The sequence below is a fragment of the Nocardia sp. NPDC057272 genome (assembly GCF_042668615.1).
Classification (GTDB): Bacteria; Actinomycetota; Actinomycetes; order Mycobacteriales; family Mycobacteriaceae; genus Nocardia.
This window is the reverse complement of the sequence record NZ_JBHUYK010000023.1, coordinates 60,039-79,737: the sequence shown is the minus strand read 5'-3', so window position 1 is coordinate 79,737 and position 19,699 is coordinate 60,039. Positions and strand designations below refer to the sequence as shown.

Below are 19,699 nucleotides of genomic sequence, written 5' to 3'. Positions count from 1 at the left end.
TCTACCCCCCCGTAATTGTTTAATTGGCTGCCCCCCCGGCCCACCGGGGCCACCCCGCGCCCCCCGTCTGTGTTCTTTTTTACCCCCGCGCCGGGCGCGGGGGGCGGGTGGCTGCCCCCCCCCGCCCACCGCTGCACACGTCATCGGAACTACTTGACCTGGTACATCCAGATCTGGATGTTGGCCAGCTCGCCGGTCTCGCCCCACTTGTACTGGCGGGCGACACCGGTGCCGTCGTAGTTGCGGACGTAATCGACCAGCTCGGCGCGGGTGACCTTACCGGCATCGATCCCCTTGAGCAGGATCGTGGTCAGGTCGTAGCCCTCGACGGAGTAGACGCCGGGCGCCTGACCGTTGAGCGCCTTGTAATCGGCGGCGAACTTCTCCGGCGCCGGGCTGCACGGGCACGACAGCAGCGCGTCCTTGGACGAGGAACCGGCCTGCCGGACGAACTCGGGATCGTTGCTGCCGTCGGCGGAGACGAAGGCCGCGGTCACGCCGCCGGAACGCAGCTGCTGCACGAACGGCGCCGCCTCCGCGTAGTACCCGGCGTAGAAGATGGCGTCGGGCTTGGCGGCGGACAGCTTGGAAACCGCTGCCGAGAAGTCCTTGTCACCTTCCTTGACACTGGTCCCGCAGGAGGCGTCGGCCGCGGGGCCCGCGGCGGTGATGAACGCCTGTGCCAGACCGGCACCGTAGTCGGTGTTGTCCTGCACGACGCAGATCTTCTTGAAGCCCTTCTCGCCGGTCAGGTAGTTCGCGACCGCCGGGCCCTGCGAGTTGTCGTTACCCAGGCCACGGAAGAAGGTCTTCCAGCCGTTCTGGGTCAGCGTGGGGTTCGTGGCCGACGCCGTCAACGTGGGCATGCCTGCCTCGCTGAGGATTTGGCCGGTCGCCTTGGTCTCGCCCGAGAAGGTCGGGCCGACCAGCGCCACGATGTTCGGGTCGGCGACGATCGTCGGGACCACCTGGCTGGCGATCTGCGGCTTGCCCTCGGTGTCGAACTGCTTCACCGAGACCTGACAGTCCGGGTTGGCCTTGTTGTGCTTGTCGAGCGCGAGCTTCACGCCCATGATGATGTTGATGCCGAGGGCGGCATTGCCGCCGGTCAGCGGGCCCGCCATGCCGAGGGTCAGGGGCGCGCACTTGGCCTTGCCGTCGCCTGCGGGGTCCGCGGCCGCACCGGCATCGGTTGTCGCGACAGCCTTGCCCTCGGTATCGAGCTGAACGACCGACTGGATGGAGAGATCGGTATTGCCGCCACCGCCGCCATCTGACGACTTGTCACTGCATCCGGACAACACCAACGACGCGGCAGCTCCGATTACCAGAACTCCCCGCGTCGACCGACTGCGCCATGTCGAACTGAGCACGTCTCACCTCTATGTCCTGTGCTCCCCGGGTTCACCGAGGGGGCCGACCACGTTCAGCCCGCAGAGAACATATCGCCGCTTTGTTAGATCCGCATCACATTCGCATCATGTCGGACGCCTCTTGTCCAGCAATAGTTCACATTATTGTTTCGCTTACGTAAACATTTTCTGCTTTCGGCCCGCACGGCAGTAAGAGCCGAACCGAGTCACTGCGGGGTGAGGTTCTCCAGCACGACTTCGGCGACCGCCTTCATCGTCGTGCGGCGATCCATCGCGGTGCGCTGAATCCATTTGAACGCCTGCGGCTCCGAGAGCCCCTGGGTCTGCATGAGCACACCCTTGGCCCGCTCGACCAGTTTGCGCGTCTCCAAACGGTCCGAGAGATTCGCGACTTCTGTTTCCAGCGCCGTGATTTCGTGAAAACGACTGGCCGCCAGTTCGATCGCGGGGACCAGATCGGATTTGGTGAACGGCTTCACGAGATAGGCCATCGCACCCGCGTCACGCGCGCGCTCCACCAGATCGCGCTGACTGAAAGCGGTCAGGATCACCACGGGCGCAACACGTTTCGACGCGATCTCGGCGGCAGCGTCGATACCGTCACGGCGCGGCATCTTCACGTCCATGATGACCAGATCGGGGCGCAGTTCCTCGGCGAGCTCCACGGCCTGCTGTCCGTCGCCCGCTTCGCCGACGACGTCGTAGCCCTCTTCCTTGAGCATCTCGACGAGGTCCATCCGGATCAAGGCCTCATCCTCGGCGACGACGACCCGCTTGGCCGCGGCCTCACGCGTGGCGCCGGCTGCATTCGTGCTCATAGGTTCGACCCCTCTGGATTCCGATGCCTGTCGATCACACCACGACTGGCGATGTAAAGAGTACCTTTTGCTTCCGCGCAGAGAATGCGCCTGCGATGAGATCGCGCACACCCTGCGCCGGATACTCCCCCGCGGAGCGCGGCTACGTACGCCGCGCTTCCGCCGTGGTGCCGAGTGTGGGACTCGAACCCACACGTCCTTCCGGACAACGGTTTTTGAGACCGTCGCGTCTGCCAGTTCCGCCAACCCGGCGCACCGCGGTCACTATAGCGTCTCGGCGCGCCGGGAAGCGAACCGCCGGTCGAACCGGACCTCCACCTGCCCCGTAGTACCTCGAAAGAGCACCTTGGAAGGGGCTGCGATCATGCGCGTGCACAGAACTACGGTCGACCTGAATGCGTACCCCGACCTGGTGATGATCCTGCTCGGCATGCGGGTGCGCACCCCGCGCGGGATGCTGCGGCTGCTCGGCGTCGGCCCGCAGTTGTATCGCTCACATGCCGACCGGCCCGACGGTTTGCTGCTGCACGAGGACATCGTGTGGTCGATGTTTCCCCCGCATTGGGGCGCCCGGCAGTACTGGCGCGATCTGGATTCGCTCGAGCGCTGGACGCGGTCGGAACCGCACCGGCAGTGGTGGGGCGAATTCCTGCGCGATTCCGGCGGCACCGGCTTCTGGCACGAGGCCTACTTCCGCCGTGGCGGCATCGACGCGGTCTACGACGACATGTCGGCATCGACGGGGCTGGCGGCGTTCGCACCGGTGGTCCCCGCGCGTGGGCCGATGTTCTCCACCAGGGGCCGCGTGCACGGCACCCCACCGGCCGTGCCGCCGGTCATTTCCGAATCGAATTATTATGATCGAAAAGAGTGACAACCGACACATATCACCGCGAGGTTTCTTCCCCCTATCTCGCGGGTATCACGGTCACACACAACAGATTTGCGCATCGTGAATGATGTACGGCGTTCAACCGAAAGGTGAATAAGTAGTACCGCGCTTGTGATGGTTACAATTCCGGCCTACTCCGTGACAATCGACCCGATTACGGTGTCGGTATGCACGTGCTCTTCGTCTGCAACTCCAATGTCTGCCGGTCGGTGATCGCCGAACGGCTCACCCGGGCGTTCGCGACGGAGCACGCTCTACCCGGCCTCACCGCGGAGAGCGCGGGCACCAGGGCCCTGGTCGGCTTTCCGCCCGATCCGATGGCCGCCGAGACCATCCAGGGCCTCGGCGGGGACACCACCGGCTTCAAGGCCCGAAAGCTCAAGCCCGAGATGGTCGATCGCGCCGATCTGGTGCTGACAATGACCGATTCCTTACGCGACCAGGTCGGCGAACTGGCCTTCGGTACCGCCCCGCGCACCTTCACCCTCGCCGAGGCCCATCGCATCGCCAAGGTCACCGGTGCGAAATCCATTGCCGCACTGCACCACGCGCGCAACAACCTGGCGTATGTGGGCCGCGAGAACATCGCCGACCCGATCGGCCTCTCGCCCGCGGCGTTCCTCGAGGTCGGCGACCGAATCGCGGAATTGCTGTTCCCCGTGCTGGGCGCGCTCGCCCCCCACGAGCAGACGAAACGGTCCGGCGACACCGATCAGCCCGGCCTGGTGATAGCGCCCAGTGGACCCGGCGCCCCACTGTCGGCCTTTCTCGCCGCGCAACGCAGACGCTGAGCTAGGGCTGTTCGCCACGGCGCGCAGGGATTAGACTTCGGCGCGGACGTGGGTGGTTACCCCTTGCAGTTTCGACACACGACGGGACTACAGACTTGCCGAAACGCATTTCGGATGTTTCGCTCCATGTGTATGTAACGCCGGAGATCCTCGACCGCATCGTCGCCAGTGTCCGGACGGTCCTCGACGACCACGTGCACGAGCGCGACGTCTACGCATGGCGGTTCACCATGCCCGTCGACGCGAGCGATCCGGTGCATCACGAACTCGAATCACAGTGGCGCGGTAGCTATCCCGGCCTCGAGCCGAGCGGCGAGAGCACCTACGAGATCGCGCTGAGCCTGGTCGGCGATCCGGCCGATCTCACCGACGCCGACATCACCGACCTCGAGCGCGGGCTGGCGCTGGCCGTCTACGGCGCGGCCCCACCGCATCACGCGCACGGTGTGCCCTTCACTTTGCGCGCCTATCAGCGCACCGACGTCGTCGCACCCGAACTCGACCACGAACTGCGTTGAGTTTGTCCGGCCGGGTGACCTCAGCGGGGCCACACCGCGGCACTCAGCGGGCCGGGAAGTGCCGGATGACGCCTTCCTGCACGGTCGTGGCGATCAATTCGCCTGTGCGCGAATAGAACCGGCCCGTCGCCAAACCACGCGAACCGGCCGCGACCGGTGACTCGGTGGCGTAGAGCACCCAGTCGTCGAACCGGAACGGGCGATGGAACCACATCGAGTGGTTCACCGTCGCCGCGAGAATCCGGTCCAGCCCCCACGACAAACCGTGCGTGGTGATGATCGAATCGAGCACGGTGGTGTCGGAGGAGTAGCCCAGCGCGGCCACGTGCAGCAGCTGATCATCCGGCAGCGCGCCGTCGGTGCGCATCCAGACCCGGTTGTGATTGAGCTTCTCGCCGGTGCCCTTGAGGATCCACGACGGATCGTTGGTGTAGCGCATGTCGATCGGGTGCGGCGCCTTGATGAACATCTCCAGCTTGTCCTCGAAGCCGACGAAGCTCTCCTCCACCCGGGGCAGGGTTTCGGGATCCGGCACATCCGGGCCCTCGTGCGCGTGCTCGAGACCCTTACCCCAGTCCTGGAACGCGGCCAGCATCACGAACAGCTCCTGGCCGTCCTGGCTGGCGGTCACCGTCCGGTTGGCGAGCGCGCGGCCGTCGCGGTGGCGCTGCACGTGGTATTCGATCGGCTTCTTCACATCGCCGCCGCGCACGAAATGCGCGTTGATCGCGTGCAGCGGCCGCTCCCCCGCCGTGCGTCCGGCGGCGATGATCGCCTGCGACACCAGCTGCCCGCCGAAGGTGCGGCTCCACACCTTCTCGGGGTGGTTGCCCAAGAAGGTGTCCTCGCCGATCGACTCGAGGTCGAGCAGGTCGAGCAACACCCGCAGATCGGGTGTCGGCTCGCCCTGTGTGGTCTCGATGTCGATCGAAATGCTCACTACTAGTGGTCCTCTTCGCCGATGCGGTGCACGTGGATCAGGTTGGTGGAACCGACGGTACCCGGAGGGGAACCGGCAACGATGACCACCAGGTCACCCTTGCGATAACGCTCCAGCGACAATAGCGCCTGATCCACCTGGTGGATCATCGCGTCGGTGGTGTCCACCATGGGCACGATGAACGTTTCGGTGCCCCAGGTCAGCGTGAGCTGGCTGCGCACCTCCGGCAGCGGGGTGAACGCCAGCAGCGGCAGCGGGGTGTGCAGGCGGGCCAGGCGGCGCACTGTGTCACCGGACTGGGTGAACGCCACGAGCGCCTTGGCGTTGAGCCGCTCGCCGATGTCGCGGGCGGCGTAGGAGATCACGCCGCGCTTGGTACGCGGCACGTGGGTCAACGGTGGCACCCGCGACGTCTCGGATTCCACCGCGGTCACGATTCGGGCCATGGTGCGCACCGCGTCGATCGGCCACGCGCCGACCGAGGTCTCGCCCGACAGCATCACCGCGTCGGCACCGTCGAGCACCGCGTTGGCGACGTCGGAGGCTTCCGCGCGGGTCGGGCGGGAGTTCTCGATCATCGATTCGAGCATCTGGGTGGCCACGATGACCGGCTTGGCGTTCTCGCGCGCCATCTGGATCGCGCGCTTCTGCACCAGCGGCACCTGCTCCAGGGGCAGCTCCACGCCGAGGTCACCGCGGGCCACCATCACCGCGTCGAAGGCCAGCACGATCGCCTCGAGGTTCTCGATCGCCTCGGGCTTCTCCAGCTTGGCGATCACCGGGACCCGGCGGCCGACGCGGTCCATGATGTCGTGCACGAGTTCGATGTCGGACGGCGAACGCACGAACGACAGCGCGATGAAGTCGACGCCCAGCTCCAGGGCGAATTCGAGGTCGGCAACGTCTTTTTCGGACAGGGCGGGCACCGACACGTTCATGCCGGGCAGCGACAAGCCCTTGTTGTTGCTCACCGGGCCGCCCTCGGTGACCCGGCAGACGACGTCGTTGCCCTCGACCGATTCCACGGTGAGGCCGACCTTGCCGTCGTCGACCAGCAGCCGGTCACCGGCCTTGGCGTCCTGCGCGAGCTCCTTGTAGGTGGTCGAGACGCGGTCGTGGGTGCCGTCGACCTCGTCGACGGTGATCCGCACCTGCTCGCCGTTGGCCCACACGGTCTTGCCGTCGGCGAAGCGGCCGAGGCGGATCTTGGGGCCCTGGAGGTCGGCGAGGATGCCGACCGCGCGGCCGGTCTCGTCCGAGGCCGCGCGGACCATCTTGTAGTTGTCGGCGTGGTCGGCGTGGTCGCCGTGGCTGAAGTTCAGCCGGGCCACATCCATGCCGCTTTCGACGAGCTCACGAATACGATCCTGGGTAGCAGTGGCCGGCCCCAGGGTGCACACAATCTTCGTCCGTCGCATCACGGCCCCCAGCCTAGTGCTCATCCGCCTCTCCGTGAATTTGGCCGGTCGGAGGGTCGTCGTCACCTGGCGACCGGACCGGCGGTTTCGGCGGGACCGGGGGCCGAGCGTTCCCGATGAGTTACCCAGGTGTTCACGAAATCAATGGTCACCGGACGGCGACGTGTCTGGAAAGTCTTGTTTCCAAACGACTCTGGCCGAAGCCCAGAATCAGGCAGATCACCCAGTAGTAGAGCGCCGCGACACCGTACAGGGCGAAGAAGTCGAAGGTCGGCGCGGCGGCCAGCTGGGCGGTGCGCAGCAATTCGGTGACCAGGATGGTCGAGGCCAGGGAGGTGTCCTTGACCAGGGAGATCAGGGTGTTCGACAGCGGGGGCACCGCGATCCGCGCGGCCTGCGGGAACACGACGTACCAGAGCGTCTGGACATAGGTCATGCCCAGCGACTCCGCCGCCTCCCACTGCCCGTGCGCCACGCTCATGATCGACGAGCGCACCACCTCCGCGGCGTACCCGCCGACGTTGAGGCTGAACGCGATCACCGCCGCCGGGAACGGATCGATGACGATCCCGAATTGCGGCAGCGCGTAGAACACGATGAACAGCTGGACCAGCAGCGGGGTGCCGCGAATGATCGAGATGTAGAAGCGGGCGGGCACCGAGAGCACCCGCCGCGTCGACATTCTCGCCAGCGCGACACCGACCGCGATGGCCAGGCCGATCACGAAGCTGATGGCCGTGAGCGGCAACGTCATCGTCACCGTGGCCTTCAGCATCGGCACCAGGTTGTGCCGGATCAGCTCCCAGGTAGCCGGATCCATCCGCTATTTGCTGACGTCGGTGCCGAAGTACTTCTCCGACAGACGAGCCAGGGTGCCGTCGGCGCGCAACTGCTCCAGCGCCTTGTCGACGTCGGCGATCAGCGCGGTGTCGTCCTTGCGGGCGGCGAAGGCCTGCTTGCTGGTCTCGCCGGTCTGCGCCGCGATCTTGATGCCGGTGTCACCGGTCTTCTTGGTGTACTCCCCGACCGCGAGGGTGTCGTTGACGGTGGCGTCGACCCGACCTGCCTTCAGCAGCTGCACCGCCTGCACGAACCCTTCCACCGCTTCGACTTTCGCGCCCGCGCCCGAGGCGACCTTGCTCCAGTTGCTGGTGGCCGACTGCGCGGTGGTCTTGCCCGCCAGGCTCGCCAGCGAGGTGATGGTGGTGTTGTCGGACTTGGTGACGATCACGCCCTCGGAGGTCGTGTACGGCTGCGACAGCGCGTACTTGGCCGTGCGCTCCGGGTTCACGGTGACCTGGTTGGCGACCAGGTCGAAGCGCTTGGACTCGAGGCCGGCGAAGATCGAGTCCCACGGGGTCTGCACGAATTCCACCTGCTTGCCGAGCTTCTCCCCGACCGCGCGCGCGACCTCGACGTCGTAGCCGGTGAGCGTGCCGCCCTCCTGGTAGCTGAACGGCGCGTAGGTGCCCTCGGTGCCGATCTTGAGCACGTTCGGGTCGGACGCGGACGAGCAGGCCGACAGGCCCGTCGCGGCGACCACAGCGAGTACGGCGGCGGCAATGAATTTGCGCACGGACATCCCTTTCTCCGCTGCGCGTAGGGGGCACGCGCAGGCCAAGCGACGCTACGGCGCCGCCACAGACCGACACAGAGTAACGCTCACCGTGATCGGAATACCGGCGGGAAACACGAAACGGGTGCCCCGCCGTAGCAGAACACCCGTTCATCCCCGTGTGGGCAGGAATCAGTCGCGCAGCGGGCGACCCTGCGCGTCGGGCACCTTGCCGGTGAGCATCATGATGCCGTCGATCAGCGGCCAGATGGCGCCGAGACCGCAGGTCAGCCAGGTCACCGCGATCTGGGCGATGCCGAGACCGGTGTAACCGAGGTAGAAGCGACCGACGCCGAAGCTGCCGAGGAAGATCTGCAGCAGACCGGCCATCAGCTTCTGCTTGTCCGAGAACGGCACGCCGTACATGTCCCGGCCGTAGGGGGCTTCCGGGTCGTTCGGGTTGTAGCCCTGCGGCATGGCCCCGTACGGCGCTGCGCCGTACCCCGGCTGCGGCTGCTGAGCGTACGGGTCGGCGGGCTGACCGTACTGCGGCTGCGGCGCACCGTACTGCGGCTGACCGTAGCCGGGCTGCGGCTGCTGGGCATACGGATCAGAGGGCTGACCGTAGGCAGGCTGGCCGTACTGCGGCTGCGAACCCGAGTCGGGCTGCTTGCTCAGGTCAGGGCCGTACTGTGGATTGGGGTTGTAGGGGTCGGTCACTCATGTCCTCCATCATTCGTGCGGGTACCCGTCGTGGCCCCCGGCCAGTGGCGATCGGCCGAACGGCGGTGCGCCCGCGACGATCACGGGTCATTGTTGCCGGTCCTGCCCACCGTTGTCTTGTCGGGTGCTTCCCCGAACGGCCCTCGCCATACCTCGGAATATCGCGGCGGGCGTCCGCAATGTTGCCGGACGCCCGCCGATTCGACGAAAACTTCTCTGGATCAGGACTTCTTCGCGTCGGTGACATCCTTCGCGCCGGCGGCGCCGACAGATTCGGACACGACATCCGCTTGTGCCGAATCCTTTTCCACCTCAGCGGAATCCGCCTTCTTGGTGACGTCGACGGCCTCGGTCTCGGAGTCCGTCGCCGTCACGGCGTTGTCGGCCGCACCGGCGGCCCGCAGCGCGGAGAACTGCCACGGCCAAGGGCGCGGCTCACCGTCGGGCTGCAACTGGGCCGGCGTCTCGCGGCCCTTGGTCGCCAAGGCGAAGTAGGCCATGGCGCCGAGGAAGACGAGTGCGGAGGTGAACGAGTTGATCCTGATGCCGAGGATGTGGGTGGCCTCGTCGCTGCGCAGCAACTCGACGAAGAACCGGCCGAAGCTGTAGCCCGCGACATAGAGCGCGAACAGTCGCCCGTGGCCGATCTTGTAGCGCTTGTCGAGCAGCACCAGACCGATGACGACCAGCACGTTCCAGACGAGCTCGTACAGGAACGTCGGCTGCACGACCTCGAGCACCCGCCCGGTCGACACCCCGTTCATCATGTCCCGCGCGCCGGTCTCCGGGTCGAACCGTTCGTAGATCTCCAGGCCCCACGGGAGCTCGGTGGCGCGCCCGTACAGCTCCTGGTTGAAGTAGTTGCCGAGCCGGCCGATGGCCTGGGCGAGCAGCACAGCGGGCGCGACGGCGTCGCCGAGCGCGGGCAGCGGGATCTTGTACATCCGGCAGCCGATCCAGGCACCGATGGCGCCGAAGAACACCGCGCCCCAGATGCCGAGGCCACCCTGCCAGATGTAGAGCGCCTCGACGGGATGCTTGCCCTCGCCGAAGTACTTCTGCCAGTCGGTGGCCACGTGATAGATCCGGCCGCCGACCAGGCCGAACGGCACCGCGAACATCGCGACATCGAGCACGGCGCCCGGCTGACCACCGCGCTCGCGCCACCGGCGTTCACCCCACCAGATGGCGACGACGATGCCGAGAATGATGAACAGTGCGTATGCCCGCAGCGGGAAGGGTCCGAGTTGCCAGACCCCCTGGGGCGGACTCGGAATATAGGCCAGGACTGAGTTCACCCGGCCCACGTTAGTGGAGAGCCTTACGGGCGTGTTGCCGCGACCCGGACGGCGGACGACGGACCGGTGACGAGCGATGGGCCCGGCCGCGGATCAGCGGCCGGGCCCATCGCGCGAACTGCTAGGAGCGAACGGTCGCCGAACGCACGCCCTCGGCCAGTTCGGCGGTCAGTGCGCGGACCGCGTCGAGGCCCTCCGGCACGGCCGAGACCAGCGCCGAGCCGACGATCACGCCGTCGGCGTATGCGGCGATCTCGGCAGCCTGTGCCCCCGAGCGCACGCCGAGGCCGACGCCGATCGGGATGTCGGAGTGCGCGCGGATGCGCGAGCACAGCGCGGGCGCGGCCGAGGAGACCGCGTCGCGGGCACCGGTCACACCCATGGTCGAGGCCGCGTAGATGAAGCCGCGTGAGGCCTCGAGGGTCTTGACCAGACGCTCTTCGGTCGACGACGGCGCCACCAGGAAGATGCGATCCAGGTTGTGCGTGGCCGAGGCGACGAACCAGTCGTCGGCCTCGTCGGGGATCAGGTTCGGCGTGATGATGCCGGCGCCACCGGCCGCGGCGAGATCGCGAGCGAAGGTGTCGACGCCGTATTTGAGCACCGGGTTCCAGTAGCTCATCACCACGGCCTGACCACCGGCATCGGCGATTGCCTCGACGACGGAGAACACATCGCGCACGCGCACCCCGCTGCGCAGCGCCTGTTCGGCGGCGGCCTGGATGACCGGGCCGTCCATCACGGGATCGGAGTAGGCGACGCCGACTTCGACGATGTCACAGCCGGATTCGACGAGCGCACGGCACGCGGCGATGGAACCGGCGAGATCGGGATAACCGGCGGGCAGGTAGCCGATCAGAGCGGCCCGGCCCTCGCTGCGCGCGGCAGCGAAGGTGTTCGCAAGACGCGACTGCTGACTCACTGTTGGTGCTCCTCGGCATCGTCGTCGAACAGACCGAACCAGCGTCCCGCCGTGTCCATGTCCTTGTCACCACGACCGGACAGGTTGACCAGGATGACCGCGCCCTCGCCGAGCTCCACACCCAGCTTCAGCGCGCCCGCCACCGCGTGCGCGGACTCGATCGCCGGGATGATGCCCTCGGTGCGCGAGAGCAGCAGCAGCGCGTCCATCGCCTCGGTGTCGGTGATCGGCCGGTACTCGGCGCGACCGATGTCCTTGAGGTGGGCGTGCTCGGGGCCGACGCCCGGGTAGTCGAGACCGGCCGAGATCGAATGCGATTCGATGGTCTGGCCGTCTTCGTCCTGCAACAGGTACGAGTAGGCGCCCTGGAACGCACCGGGCGTGCCACCGGTGAAGGTGGCGGCGTGGCGTCCGGTTTCGACGCCGTCACCGGCCGCCTCGAAACCGACGAGGCGCACACCCGCATCGGGGATGAAGGCGTGGAAGATGCCGATGGCGTTGGAACCGCCGCCCACGCAGGCCACGACGGCGTCGGGCAGCCTGCCCGCTTGCGCCGGAAGCTGGATCTGCTCGCGCGCCTCCAAGCCGATCACGCGCTGGAAATCACGGACCAGCAGCGGGAACGGGTGCGGACCGGCGGCGGTGCCGAAGCAGTAGAACGTGTCGTCGGCGTGGGTCACCCAGTCGCGCAGTGCCTCGTTGATCGCGTCCTTGAGCGTCTGCGAACCCGAGGTCACCGGGATCACCTCGGCGCCGAGCAGCCGCATGCGGGCCACGTTGAGCGCCTGGCGGGCGGTGTCGACCGCGCCCATGTAGACCACGCAGTCGAGGCCGAGCAGCGCGCACGCGGTGGCCGTCGCGACGCCGTGCTGGCCCGCTCCGGTCTCGGCGATGACGCGCGTCTTGCCCATCCGCTTGGCGAGCAACGCCTGACCGAGCACATTGTTGATCTTGTGCGAGCCGGTGTGGTTGAGGTCCTCACGCTTGAGGAAGATCCGCGCGCCACCCGCGTGCGCGGCCAGCCGGGTGCATTCGAACACCGGCGACGGACGGCCGGTGTAGTCGCGCTGCAGCCGGTCGAGCTCGTCGAGGAAGCCGCGGTCGGTGCGGATCTTGTCGTACTCGGCGGTGACCTCTTCGATCACGGCCATCAGCGCCTCGGGGACGTGACGTCCGCCGTAGACGCCGAAGTGGCCGCCCGCGTCGGGTTCGTACTCGGAGTGCTGGGCGACGCCGGCGCTCGCCGGGGGAAGCACTGTCACCGGATGCTCCGCCGGGCCGGCTTCGGGCAGGACGGGTGCGTGCCGGCGGTCACCAGTTCGGACACAGCCGAACGCGGGTTACCGCTGGTCACCAGGCCTTCGCCGACGAGCACGGCATCGGCGCCCGCACCGGCGTAGGCCAGCAGATCGGCAGTGCCGCGGATGCCGGACTCGGCCACCCGGATGACCTCCGAGGGCAAGCCGGGCGCGATCCGCGCGAACACATCGCGGTCGACCTCGAGGGTCTTGAGGTTGCGCGCGTTGATGCCGATCACCGTCGCACCGGCTTCGAGGGCGCGATCAGCCTCTTCCTCAGTGTGCACCTCCACCAGGGCGGTCATGCCGAGGGATTCGGTGCGGTCGATCAGCGAGGCGAGCACGTCCTGTTCGAGCGCGGCCACGATCAGCAGGATCACGTCGGCGCCGTGGGCACGGGCCTCGTGGATCTGGTACGGGCCGACGACGAAGTCCTTGCGCAGCACCGGGATGTTCACGGCGGCGCGCACGGCGTCGAGATCGTCGAGCGATCCACCGAAGCGGCGGCCCTCGGTGAGCACGCTGATGATCCGCGCGCCCCCGTCTTCGTAGGCCTTGGCCAGCACGGCGGGATCGGGAATATCGGCGAGCGCGCCCTTGGAGGGGCTGGCTCGCTTCACTTCCGCGATGACACCGATTCCGTCCTCGTGCAGCGCGGCGTGTGCGTCCAGCGGCCCCTTGACCGCGGCGGCAGCAGCTTTGATCGCTTGAAAATCGAGGAGGGCTTCGCGAGCGGCAACATCCGCCCGGACCCCGTCGAGAATCGAGTCGAGTACCGTCATCTGGCTCGAATCCTTTCTGGGGAGACGCACTTCTCGCCCGAGAGTCCCCTCGGGCGCTGTCTCACCGATGCTGGTAAAGAATAAATGCCCGCCGCGCGTGTCACTGCGGCGGGGGTGCTGCCGGTCACTTGTTCTCCCCGGCCGGACCGCGGTCGGCGCCGGGGGTGTCAGGGGTATCGGTCGGGTCGGTGCCCGCGTCGAGCGCGTCCCACAGCACCCGGTCCGACAGTGGCGCCGCGGTTCCGGTCTCCGCGTTCTGCTTGCTCACCGCGGCGCTGGCGTCGGCCTTACGGAACACCGGGTTGTCGTATCGGTCGGAGACCTCCTCGGTGCGTTCGCCGGTGCGCCGGGTGAGCAGGATGCCCGCGGCCAGTGCCAGACTCGCCGCGGCGATCGACAGGATCGCGGGACCCAGGTGTGTGTCGGCGGAGCTGACCACCGCGCGCACCGGCAGCTCGGCCAGGGTGCCCGCCCGGTCGGCGGTCCTGCCCGCGCCGACGGCCAGCGCGAAGCCCGGCACCGCGGCGGCCGCGGCCACGACCGAGATCACCACCCCGAGCAACTGCCGCAGCACGCCCTTGACCGCGAACACCGCCGCGATCGAGGCGACCAGCACCAGCGCGAGCGGGGTGAGCGCGCCGAACCACACGCCACCGTTGAGATCGTCGGTGCGCGGTTCGGTGAGGCCGTCGGCCGAGTACACCGTCACCCATGTCATCCGCGAGGACGCCCACAGCCCCGCCGCCGCCAGCGCGAGCAAGACGACCGGAACGATGGGCTTCGCGGCCGGGGTGGCCGTCGCGCCCGCTCCCGTTACCTCGGTGTCCGTCGCGTCGACGGACCGACCGGTGTCGTCTTCTTCCGCCGTCACAGGTCCCCGCCTTCGTAGGTGCGCAGGGTCTGCGCCGCCGCGATCGCCTTGAGCACCGCCATGGCCTTGTTGCGGGCCTCGGTGTCCTCGTAGACCGGATCGGAGTCGGCGACCACGCCCGCGCCCGCCTGGACGTAGGCGGTGCCGTCCTTGAGCAGGGCGGTGCGGATGGCGATGGCGGTGTCGGCGTCACCGGCGAAGTCGAGGTAGCCGACCACGCCGCCGTAGACGCCGCGCCGGGTCGGTTCCAGCTCCTCGATCAGTTCCATCGCCCGCACCTTCGGCGCGCCCGACAACGTGCCGGCGGGGAAGCAGGCCCGCACCGCGTCCAGCGCGATCTTGCCCTCGGCGAGCAGCCCGGACACCGTCGAGACCAGGTGCATCACGTGGCTGTACCGCTCGACGTGGCGGTACTGGGTCACCTTCACCGTGCCGGGACGGCAGACCCGGCCCAGATCGTTGCGACCGAGGTCGACGAGCATCAGGTGCTCGGCGTTCTCCTTCTCGTCGGCCAGCAGGTCCTTCTCGAGCAGGATGTCGTCCTCGGCGCTCTCGCCACGCCAGCGGGTGCCCGCGATCGGGTGTGTCGTGGCCACCCCGTCTTTCACGGTGACCAGCGATTCAGGACTCGAGCCGACGATCGAGAACGCGGTGCCACCCTCGCCGTCGGGGATGTGCATCAGATACATGTACGGGCTCGGGTTCGAGGCCCGCAGCATGCGGTAGACCGCCAGCGGTGACCCGGTGTAGTCCATTTCGAAGCGCTGCGAGAGCACCACCTGGAATGCCTCGCCCGCCTCGATCTCCTTGATCAGGCGGCGCACGCCCGCACCGAATTCCTCGGTGGTGCGCCTGCGCAGGAACTGCGGTTCGGGCTGGTCGAAGACCGACACCGTGGAGGGCGCGGGGGTGGCCAGCGCGGCGGTCATCCGGTCGAGCCGGGCGACGGCGTCGTCGTAGGCGGCGTCGACCCGGGAGTCGGTGCCGTCCCAGTTCACCGCGTTCGCGATGAGGGTGATCGCGCCTTCGTGGTGGTCGAACGCGGCCAGATCGGTGGCCAGCATGAGCACCAGTTCGGGCAGCCGCAGATCGTCGGTGGCGAGTTCGGGCAGCCGTTCGATCCGGCGCACCGCGTCGTAGCCGAGGAAGCCGACCATGCCGCCGGTGAGCGGCGGCAGCCCGGGCAGCCGTTCGGTGCGCAGCAGTTCGAGGGTGTCGTGCAGCACGCGCAGCGGGTCACCGCCGGTGGGTGCGTCGACGGGCACCGTGCCGAGCCAGGCGGCTTCACCGTCGACGACGGTCAGTGCCGACGGGCTGCCCGCGCCGATGAACGACCAGCGCGACCACGAGCGCCCGTTCTCCGCGGATTCGAACAGGAAGGTGCCCGGCCGGTCGCCGGCCAGTTTGGAATAGGCCGAGAGCGGAGTTTCGGAGTCCGCCAGCACCTTTCGGGTCACCGGGACGACCCGGTGCTCGGCGGCGAGCAGCCGGAACTGTTCGCGGGTCGTGGTGGTTGGTGTCGACGCGCCCTGCATGGGCCCATCATCCCAGGCGTGCCGTCGCCGACGCGCGCGGACCCGACCCCGCGCCGAATCGGGCGGTGACCGGCATCACTACACTCGCGCGCGTTCCATGTCGCATGCGGTAACCCCCTTTCCGAGAGGAGCAATGTTGTACCCCTCGCAGCAGGGCGCACAGGACGGCCGGCTGGCCGTTCCGTCGCAGCAGCACTACGGTCCCGGCCAGCAGACGGTGGCGACGAGCGCGATCAATTCGTTCGTCACCTACGCCAAGGCCATCCAGGACCTCGACAAGAAGAATTTCCCCGACGAGTACGCCGGGCACAGCGACCGCATCCGCGAGCTAGAACCACTGTTGCGCGCGCACGGCATCCTCGACGTGATGCAGATCCGCAATCCCGACATCGCGGCACTGCTCGGGCAATAGGACCCCAGATCCCCGTTCGTGGCCGCGAACGGGGATCTTCCTTACTCGGCCGCCGGTAGATACTGTCTGGGCATGCAGCCAGGCCAGCGCGCTCCGCAATTCGAGCTCCCCGATCAGTCCGCCCAGCTCCGCTCGCTCGACGGCTTGCTCGCCGACGGCCCCGTGGTGCTCTTCTTCTACCCCGCCGCCAACACCCCGGTGTGCACCGCCGAGGCCTGCCACTTCCGTGATCTGAGCGGTGAGTTCGCCGCGCTGGGCGCCTCGTGTGTCGGGATCAGCACCGACAGCACCGAGGTGCAGGCCGGTTTCGCCACCAAGCAGCGCCTCGACTACCCGGTGCTGTCCGACAGCGACGGCGCGGTCGCCGCCGCGTTCGGCGTGAAGCGTGGACTGCTCGGCAAGCTCGCCCCGGTCAAGCGGCACACCTTCGTCATCGACACCGACCGCACGATCCTCAAGATCGTCACCGGCGAGCTGCGGGCGGCCGTGCACGCCGACGAAGCGCTGGCCTTCCTGCGCGAACGCAGCATCACCCCGGAGTAGTACCGGTCGGCGAATCGCCGGGCGGCGGATCGACGCCCGGCGGCCCCGACGCACTTACGCTGGGCAGATGACAACCGGCGAGGTGCAGTCGAGCGGTCAGAAATCCACGGCCGTCGTATGGCGTAACCGGGCGATCATCACGCTCGCCACGGTGGTGGTGCTGGTGGCCGCCTACTTCATCCTGTCCTCGTTCATCCCCCGGTGGTGGGCACAGCGGCTGGCCAACACCGTGCACGGCAGTTTCAGCTCTGGCATCTGGTGGGGGCTGGTCTACGGCTTCGTCTTCACCTTGCTGCCGCTGGTGCTGCTGATATTCGCGGTGCGGGTGTGGAAGCGCAAGGGTGGCAAGTTCATGGCGGGCGCGGCGGTGATCGTCGCGCTGGCCTGCTCGCTGCCGAATCTGATGACGTTGACGATCGTGCTCGGCGGCAACAATGCCGCACACGCGGGTCAGCGAATTCTGGACGTCGACGCGCCCGCGTTCCGCGGCGCCTGCCTGGTCGGCGCCATCCTCGCGGCGGTGGTGTTCGCGCTGGTGCTCGCACTGATGGGCAAGCGTGGATTCAGCCGTCACAAGGCCGCCAAGGCCGCGGCGCAGCAGCCGGCGCCCGCTGCGCCGCCGATGACCGGCGATCGGTAACCCTCGCATACACCCTCGCGGTGATGTGAGTGACCTCACGACCACTGCCAACTCGCGGACGTCACAGCGACGTCGTGGCAAACTCTTTCGTGTGCGCGCCTCACTCCACCATGTCCGTCGTCCGGCCGCGAGGCAGTACCGGCGATGACCCAGTGGCTCGACCCCGTCGAACAACGCGCATGGCAGGCGATCGTCGCGCTCATGACCCGGATTCCCGGCGCGCTGGACACCCGGTTGCAGCGCGAGTCCGGCCTCACCCATTTCGAGTTCCGGGTGCTCAGCCTGCTCTCGGAGGAGGCGGGACACCGGCTGCAACTGAGTGATCTCGCCCACAAGGCAAATGCGTCGCTATCGCGGCTCTCGCATGTGGTCTCGAAGCTGGAACGCATCGGCTGGGTGCGCCGCGACACCACCGCGGGCCGGCGCGGGGTGTACGCGGTTCTCACCGACGCCGGTTTCGAGAAGGTGATCGAGGCGGCCCCCGGCTACGTGGACGCCGTACGCAGGCTCGTGCTGGACGGTCTCACCGATAAGCAGACCGCGCAACTCGCGGTGCTCGGGGAATCCCTGTCAGACCGGCTGAACCGGCTCCTCGTCGAAGACGGCGACTAGTCGGCGGCGAGCAGTACATCGGTGTCGAAGCAGGTGTGGGTGCCGGTGTGGCAGGCCGCGCCCTCCTGATCGACGATCAGCAGCAGCGTGTCGCCGTCGCAATCCAGCCGCACCTCGTGCACGTACTGGGTGTGCCCGGAGGTTTCGCCCTTGACCCAGTACTGCTGACGCGAACGCGAATAGTAGGTCGCCTTGCGGGTTTCCAGCGTGCGGGCCAGCGCCTCGTCGTCCATCCAGGCCATCATCAGCACGTCGCCGGTGGCCTTTTCCTGCGCGATCGCGGCGATCAGTCCGTCCTCGGTGCGCTTGAGGCGGGCGGCGATGGCGGGGTCGAGGCTCATGCCTCGTTTATAACAGCAGCCAGTTCGATGGCCACCAGCAGTTCCACCAGGTCGTTCACGCTGCGCACATTGCGGCCGGTGAGTTCCTGGATCCGGCCGAGCCGATACTTGGCCGTATTGAGGTGGATGTGCAGGGTATCGGCGGCTTCGCGCAGATTCATATCGGCGGCGGCGAACGCGCGGATCGTCTCGGCCAATGTCCCGCCACGAACGCGGTCCTCGGCCAGTGCGCTCCCGATGCGGGGGTCCACCAGCTGACGGGTGGTGTCATCGGCGCGCAGGAGCAGATATCTGAACGGCGTGAGCTGCGGTAACGCGAGCACCCCGCCGCCTTCGGGCAGAAGTTCGAGCGCGGCCTGCGCCTGCCGGTAGGCACGCGGGATCTGGGCGACCTCGGTGACCGCGGTGCTCACCCCGATGGCCAGGGTGATGCCCTCGGCGCCCAACTCGTCCTGCGTCGCGCGCAGTCGCTCGCACAGTCCGTCGGCCGCCCCGCCGGCCCCGAGCGCGGGCACGGCGACGATCTCGGATCCGCGCACCACCGACAGTGTCCGCAGTCCGTTGACCGTGCACCGGGCCACCGCGGCGGACACCAATTGCCTCGCCTGACCGAGCCTTTCGGACGAATCCTCACTTCGCTCCGCCCGATCGAGCACCACGGCGGTGACCACCACCACCGGTGCGGTGCGTTCGGCGCCGATTCCGTGCGCGGTGGCCACCGACAGATGCGGACCGCTCGCGGGCAGCGCGCCGTCGAGCAGCGCGTCCATCAGCGCCTGCGAGTCGCGCCCGGATTCGGCGGCCACGTACTGCTGGAATTCCAGATACGCGTCGGTGGCCTGGGTACTGATCAGATCGGTGTAGCGGGCCAGCGGCCCCGCCAAGGACAACACGGCCGCCTGCCCTGCCTCGGAATCACCGGCGTGCGCGAGCAGCGTTTTCCAGATGGCGCGCTGGCCGAGGCGGAACGCGGCGATGTAATCGACCAGCGGCAGCCCGGTGCGGGCTCGTCGCGCCGCCGCCTGCCGCGCGTAGGCGACGTCGGCCGGGCACACGCGTCGGTGTTCGAGCAGCGCGCCGAGTCCGGTGCGGCTGAGCCGGGCGAGCTGATCGTGCACATCGTCGAGGACACCGGGGCCCGCGGTGGCGTAGCCGGGCAGCTGGGCGCGGATCTTGGCCATCACGTCGTCGGCGATCTCGTCGGCGTGTTCGTAGGCGCAGCCCGCTATCCGCCTGCGCTCGGCCGCCACCTGAGCAGACTCGGGCGAAACGGATAAACGTGATCCAGCTGACATGTTCGGGGAGTGTGCATGGGCTCGCTCATGGTGTCAACCACGTCACACTGTCCGCAGCGGACGAGCGAGGGCCCAGTTCTTGGTCCATAACGTCCGATGTGGGCTCCGACCTGCGATCTTAG

Annotated in this window: 22 protein-coding genes and 1 tRNA gene; 7 read left to right on the top strand and 16 right to left on the bottom strand. The window is 67.9% G+C overall.

Annotated elements, in window-relative coordinates:
* Nucleotides 1-149: 149 nt before the first annotated feature.
* The 3 genes from ACFULV_RS26315 to ACFULV_RS26305 all read right to left on the bottom strand — a co-directional run bounded on the left by ACFULV_RS26315 (nt 150) and on the right by ACFULV_RS26305 (nt 2,443).
* A complete protein-coding gene (locus ACFULV_RS26315; RefSeq protein WP_378637157.1) occupies nt 150-1,307 on the bottom strand; it encodes a branched-chain amino acid ABC transporter substrate-binding protein in 1,158 nt (385 codons plus the stop codon).
* A 272-nt stretch (nt 1,308-1,579) separates the two neighbouring features.
* Nucleotides 1,580-2,191 carry an ANTAR domain-containing response regulator gene (locus tag ACFULV_RS26310; protein ID WP_056824610.1) on the bottom strand — a complete coding sequence of 204 codons (612 nt, stop codon included), beginning with the start codon at nt 2,189-2,191 and terminating at the stop codon, nt 1,580-1,582.
* Between the two features lie 165 nt (nt 2,192-2,356).
* Nucleotides 2,357-2,443, bottom strand: a tRNA-Leu gene (locus ACFULV_RS26305).
* A 112-nt stretch (nt 2,444-2,555) separates the two neighbouring features.
* On the opposite strand from ACFULV_RS26305, the gene ACFULV_RS26300 reads away from it, so the two are divergent.
* The 3 genes from ACFULV_RS26300 (at nt 2,556) to ACFULV_RS26290 (ending at nt 4,392) form a co-directional block, all read left to right on the top strand.
* Nucleotides 2,556-3,065: a monooxygenase family protein gene (locus ACFULV_RS26300; RefSeq protein ID WP_378637160.1), complete on the top strand. Its 510-nt coding sequence runs from the start codon at nt 2,556-2,558 to the stop codon at nt 3,063-3,065.
* A gap of 185 nt (nt 3,066-3,250) precedes the next feature.
* Nucleotides 3,251-3,874: a low molecular weight phosphatase family protein gene (locus tag ACFULV_RS26295; RefSeq protein WP_378661122.1), complete on the top strand. Its 624-nt coding sequence runs from the start codon at nt 3,251-3,253 to the stop codon at nt 3,872-3,874.
* 128 nt (nt 3,875-4,002) lie between these two features.
* Entirely contained in the window at nt 4,003-4,392 is a 390-nt protein-coding gene (locus ACFULV_RS26290) for a hypothetical protein (protein ID WP_378661119.1), read from the top strand.
* A gap of 43 nt (nt 4,393-4,435) precedes the next feature.
* Here ACFULV_RS26290 and ACFULV_RS26285 read toward each other — a convergent pair whose 3' ends face one another.
* The 11 genes from ACFULV_RS26285 to ACFULV_RS26235 form a co-directional block, all read right to left on the bottom strand.
* A complete protein-coding gene (locus tag ACFULV_RS26285) occupies nt 4,436-5,332 on the bottom strand; it encodes an acyl-CoA thioesterase (RefSeq protein WP_378637168.1) in 897 nt (298 codons plus the stop codon).
* 2 nt (nt 5,333-5,334) lie between these two features.
* Nucleotides 5,335-6,753 (bottom strand): pyruvate kinase, encoded by a 1,419-nt coding sequence (gene pyk, locus ACFULV_RS26280; protein ID WP_378661192.1) that lies wholly within the window; start codon nt 6,751-6,753, stop codon nt 5,335-5,337.
* A 145-nt stretch (nt 6,754-6,898) separates the two neighbouring features.
* Nucleotides 6,899-7,570, bottom strand: coding sequence for an amino acid ABC transporter permease (locus ACFULV_RS26275; protein ID WP_378637174.1), 672 nt, complete (start codon nt 7,568-7,570; stop codon nt 6,899-6,901).
* Nucleotides 7,571-7,573: 3 nt separating this feature from the next.
* Nucleotides 7,574-8,326 carry an amino acid ABC transporter substrate-binding protein gene (locus ACFULV_RS26270; RefSeq protein ID WP_378661190.1) on the bottom strand — a complete coding sequence of 251 codons (753 nt, stop codon included), beginning with the start codon at nt 8,324-8,326 and terminating at the stop codon, nt 7,574-7,576.
* Nucleotides 8,327-8,497: 171 nt separating this feature from the next.
* Nucleotides 8,498-9,025: a TM2 domain-containing protein gene (locus tag ACFULV_RS26265; protein WP_101463469.1), complete on the bottom strand. Its 528-nt coding sequence runs from the start codon at nt 9,023-9,025 to the stop codon at nt 8,498-8,500.
* 224 nt (nt 9,026-9,249) lie between these two features.
* Nucleotides 9,250-10,326: a prolipoprotein diacylglyceryl transferase gene (lgt, locus tag ACFULV_RS26260; protein ID WP_378661116.1), complete on the bottom strand. Its 1,077-nt coding sequence runs from the start codon at nt 10,324-10,326 to the stop codon at nt 9,250-9,252.
* A 121-nt stretch (nt 10,327-10,447) separates the two neighbouring features.
* Nucleotides 10,448-11,248: a tryptophan synthase subunit alpha gene (gene trpA / locus ACFULV_RS26255; RefSeq protein ID WP_378637179.1), complete on the bottom strand. Its 801-nt coding sequence runs from the start codon at nt 11,246-11,248 to the stop codon at nt 10,448-10,450.
* The gene (gene trpB / locus ACFULV_RS26250) at nt 11,245-12,510 is read right to left on the bottom strand and encodes a tryptophan synthase subunit beta (protein ID WP_378637181.1); all 1,266 of its coding nucleotides are present in this window, start codon (nt 12,508-12,510) and stop codon (nt 11,245-11,247) included. The genes trpA and trpB overlap by 4 nt, the downstream gene beginning before the upstream one ends.
* Nucleotides 12,507-13,328, bottom strand: coding sequence for an indole-3-glycerol phosphate synthase TrpC (gene trpC / locus ACFULV_RS26245; RefSeq protein ID WP_056824640.1), 822 nt, complete (start codon nt 13,326-13,328; stop codon nt 12,507-12,509). Before trpC ends, trpB begins: the two co-directional genes overlap by 4 nt.
* A 124-nt stretch (nt 13,329-13,452) precedes the next feature.
* Nucleotides 13,453-14,199 (bottom strand): TIGR02234 family membrane protein, encoded by a 747-nt coding sequence (locus tag ACFULV_RS26240; RefSeq protein ID WP_378661113.1) that lies wholly within the window; start codon nt 14,197-14,199, stop codon nt 13,453-13,455.
* Nucleotides 14,196-15,734: an anthranilate synthase component I gene (locus tag ACFULV_RS26235; protein WP_378637186.1), complete on the bottom strand. Its 1,539-nt coding sequence runs from the start codon at nt 15,732-15,734 to the stop codon at nt 14,196-14,198. Before ACFULV_RS26235 ends, ACFULV_RS26240 begins: the two co-directional genes overlap by 4 nt.
* A 133-nt stretch (nt 15,735-15,867) precedes the next feature.
* Between ACFULV_RS26235 and ACFULV_RS26230 the strand changes: the two genes are divergently transcribed.
* From ACFULV_RS26230 to ACFULV_RS26215, 4 genes are all read left to right on the top strand, one after another.
* On the top strand, nt 15,868-16,146 hold the full coding sequence (locus tag ACFULV_RS26230) for a hypothetical protein (RefSeq protein WP_378637188.1): 279 nt from the start codon (nt 15,868-15,870) through the stop codon (nt 16,144-16,146).
* 72 nt (nt 16,147-16,218) lie between these two features.
* Nucleotides 16,219-16,689, top strand: a complete 471-nt coding sequence (locus tag ACFULV_RS26225) for a peroxiredoxin (RefSeq protein WP_101463475.1) — start codon at nt 16,219-16,221, stop codon at nt 16,687-16,689.
* Between the two features lie 67 nt (nt 16,690-16,756).
* Nucleotides 16,757-17,329, top strand: a complete 573-nt coding sequence (locus ACFULV_RS26220) for a permease (protein ID WP_378661110.1) — start codon at nt 16,757-16,759, stop codon at nt 17,327-17,329.
* Nucleotides 17,330-17,473: 144 nt separating this feature from the next.
* Nucleotides 17,474-17,941 (top strand): MarR family winged helix-turn-helix transcriptional regulator, encoded by a 468-nt coding sequence (locus ACFULV_RS26215; RefSeq protein ID WP_378637194.1) that lies wholly within the window; start codon nt 17,474-17,476, stop codon nt 17,939-17,941.
* Here ACFULV_RS26215 and hisI read toward each other — a convergent pair.
* Complete coding sequence (gene hisI, locus ACFULV_RS26210) at nt 17,938-18,282, bottom strand: phosphoribosyl-AMP cyclohydrolase (RefSeq protein ID WP_378637196.1); 345 nt, start codon at nt 18,280-18,282, stop codon at nt 17,938-17,940. The genes ACFULV_RS26215 and hisI overlap by 4 nt on opposite strands.
* The gene (locus ACFULV_RS26205; protein WP_378661108.1) at nt 18,279-19,532 is read right to left on the bottom strand and encodes a PucR family transcriptional regulator; all 1,254 of its coding nucleotides are present in this window, start codon (nt 19,530-19,532) and stop codon (nt 18,279-18,281) included. The genes hisI and ACFULV_RS26205 overlap by 4 nt, the downstream gene beginning before the upstream one ends.
* Nucleotides 19,533-19,699 lie beyond the last annotated feature (167 nt).